The organism is Cyanobium sp. NIVA-CYA 375, from assembly GCF_056108345.1.
Map to the genome: position 1 here is coordinate 1 of NZ_JBSYHW010000295.1, position 825 is coordinate 825.

Consider the following 825-nt stretch of genomic DNA (forward strand, 5'->3'; position numbering starts at 1 on the left):
GGTGGCGGCGTCTTAGAGGTCGCCGATGTGCTGCGATAGCAGGGCCTGGCCGCCGAGCAACAGGCAGAAGGTGTTCTTCAACTCGCCACCAAGGGCGAGCACGGACGGTGCGGCCTCGAAGCCCGCTGGCAAGCTCAGTGGCGCCGGCGCCAGCCCACGCGCGCGGCGCAGCGTGCGCAACTGGCCGTCCACCACCCGCTGCACCGAGTCATCGACGCGCCGCGCGATCGCGCGGTCGTGGTCCAGCACGTAGTCGATGCCCTGCGGGAAACGCGCCGCCAGTTGGTCCACGCTGATCGCCTGTGGCTCGTCGCTCAGGTTGCCGCTGGTCAGCACGATCGGCCGCTTCATGCGGCGCAAGATCAGATGGTGCACGCCGGTGCTGGGCAACATGAAGCCCAGCGTGTCCAGGCCCGGGGCGATGCCTTCGGCCAGACCCGGGCTGGCGGGCTGCCCGCGCCGGCGCTGCAACAAAAGGATGGGCGCCACCGGGCCTTGCAGCGCAAGGGCTTCGGCCTCGCTCACTTCGCACCAGGCGCGCACCGCCTCGACATGGGCGGCCATCAGCGCAAACGGTTTGGCCTCGCGCCGTTTCAGCGCGCGAAGGCGAGCCACGGCATCGGCCTGGGTGGCATCGCAGGCGAGCTGGTAGCCGCCCAGGCCCTTGATGGCGACGATGTGGCCCTTGGCCAGCAGCGTGCCCGCGGCGTCGCAGTCGTCGAGGAAGGTGTAGCTGTCGATCGTGAAAGCGCGCCCGTCCATGCGCTTGAGCGTGAGTCGGGGGCCACACACATGACAGGCGATGGGCTGCGCATGAAAACGCCG

1 protein-coding gene is annotated in these 825 nt (G+C 69.7%); it reads right to left on the bottom strand.

Features of this window, described 5'->3' with window-relative positions:
- Positions 1-12: 12 nt before the first annotated feature.
- On the bottom strand, positions 13-825 hold an 813-nt coding region (locus AC01FP_RS18175; RefSeq protein ID WP_474482224.1), incomplete at its 5' end, for a Sua5/YciO/YrdC/YwlC family protein.